The sequence below is a fragment of the Streptomyces sp. NPDC057654 genome (assembly GCF_042800135.1).
Taxonomy (GTDB): Bacteria; Actinomycetota; Actinomycetes; order Streptomycetales; family Streptomycetaceae; genus Streptomyces.
This window is the reverse complement of record NZ_JBHVHQ010001265.1, coordinates 1-1759: the sequence shown is the minus strand read 5'-3', so window position 1 is coordinate 1759 and position 1759 is coordinate 1. Positions and strand designations below refer to the sequence as shown.

At 78.1% G+C, this 1759-nt stretch carries 1 protein-coding gene and 1 pseudogene; both read left to right on the top strand.

Features of this window, described 5'->3' with window-relative positions:
• Window positions 1-769: pseudogene (locus ACFU99_RS42700) on the top strand (NYN domain-containing protein); the annotation flags it as partial.
• A gap of 462 nt (window positions 770-1231) precedes the next feature.
• Window positions 1232-1759, top strand: a 528-nt coding sequence (locus ACFU99_RS42695) for an ABC transporter ATP-binding protein (RefSeq protein ID WP_384403923.1), incomplete at its 3' end; no start/stop codon positions are given.

The following is a 1759-nucleotide window of genomic DNA, read 5'->3' as shown; positions in this document are numbered from 1 at the left end:
GACCAAGGAGCTCAGCGGGGCCTGCGCGCCGCCGCCGGTGCCGCGTCCGGAGATCGCGGCCATCCTCTCCGCGCCGCTCCCCGAGACGGCGGCCGCCGCAGCGGCCGTCTCGGGCAACGGCACGGTCGAGCGGACGCCCCAGCGCAACGGCGCGGGCCCGCCGGCCGGCCCCGCCGACGGCGACCCGCGGTCCCGGCCGGACCCTTCCACGGTCGCCGAGCCGGCCGGCGGCAAGGCGGCGCCCACGGGGATGCCCACGGGCGTGCCCACCCCCAAGGACCTCGCCGGCCTCGGGCCGGGGCGCGGCTCAGGCTCCCCGCCGGTCCAGCAGCCGGTCCCCAGCGCCACGCTGCGGTGGTCCTCCGACAAAGGCTGGGTGGAGCGGAGCTCCGGACCGGGCGGCGGCGAGCCCTCCGAGACCGCGGCCCTGCCCACGCTCGCCCAGCTCACCAGCGCCGAGCAGCGCTGGGCCGACCGGGAAGAGGACATCACCACCGTCGGCGGCGACCCCTTCGAGGTCGGCCAGGTCTTCGCGCGGCGCTGGACCGAGCGCCTCTCCGACACTTCGCACCTCCAGCTGATCTCCACCGAATACCCCCGCATCCCGCACCGCATCGACGGCGAACTCCTCCGCTACGCCGCCCGCTTCGGTCTCCTCGCCCACAAGGACGACCAGATCGACGAACACGACCGCTACGCGATCCGCGCCGGCTTCTGGCGCGAACTCGACTCCCGCACGACCGCCGAGCACTCACCGGCCGGGGACTGAGCGTCCCCAGCCGGACGCCTCGGCCGTGCCGGGTGCACCGGCCGTACCGGCCCGGCTGAGGCAGTCGGCTTGGCCGCTCCGGCGGCGGGGTGCGGGGCAGGGCCCGCGTACGGGCGCTGCGCGCGGGCGGACCTGCGCGCCTGAGCGGTGACGGGCGGTGGCCCGAGTACGGGGCCGTGCTCGGCGGACCCGCGCGGCGGAGCGTTCCAGGGGCGGGCCCGCCCCCGGGCGACGGCTGCCGGGTGCGACACGGGGGCAGGGCGCAACTGGGCGGGCTCCGCGGAGCGGCGCGGCGTGCCACAGGGCGGCGGCCGGGGGGTGGGCGCAAGCGGGCTCCCGCGCAGCGGGGGTGCCGGGGCCCGCGGCGCGGGTGGGGCGGGTGGGCGCGTACCCTCGTAGCTCGTGAGGACGGGCGCGAGAGTGGCGGAGCGGAGCTCCGGCGGCGAGGTGACGGGCGACGCGGTGTGCACCGTGCGCGGTCTGGTCAAGACCTATCCCGCCGCACGCGGCCGCCGCGGCGCCGCCGACGCGCCCGCCATACGGGCCAGCGACGGCGTCGACCTCGACGTACGGCGCGGTGAGATCTTCGGGCTGCTCGGCCCCAACGGCGCCGGCAAGTCCACCCTCGTACGCCAGCTCACCGGCCTGCTGCGCCCCGACGGCGGCAGCGTCGAGCTCCTCGGCCACGACCTGGTCCGCCACCCCGAGCGCGCATCCCGCCTGATCGGCTACCTCGGGCAGGAGTCCAGCGCCCTGGACGAGCTGACCGTCGCCCTCGCCGCCGAGACCACCGGCCGGCTGCGCGGCCTGGATCTGCGCACGGCCCGCGCCGAGCGCGACGCGGTCCTCGACGAGCTGGGGCTCGCCCCCATCGCCGGCCGCCCGCTGAAGAAGCTCTCCGGCGGCCAGCGCCGGCTCGCCTGCTTCGCCGCGGCGCTGGTGGGGGAGCGGCCCATGCTCGTACTCGACGAGCCCACCACCGGCATGGAC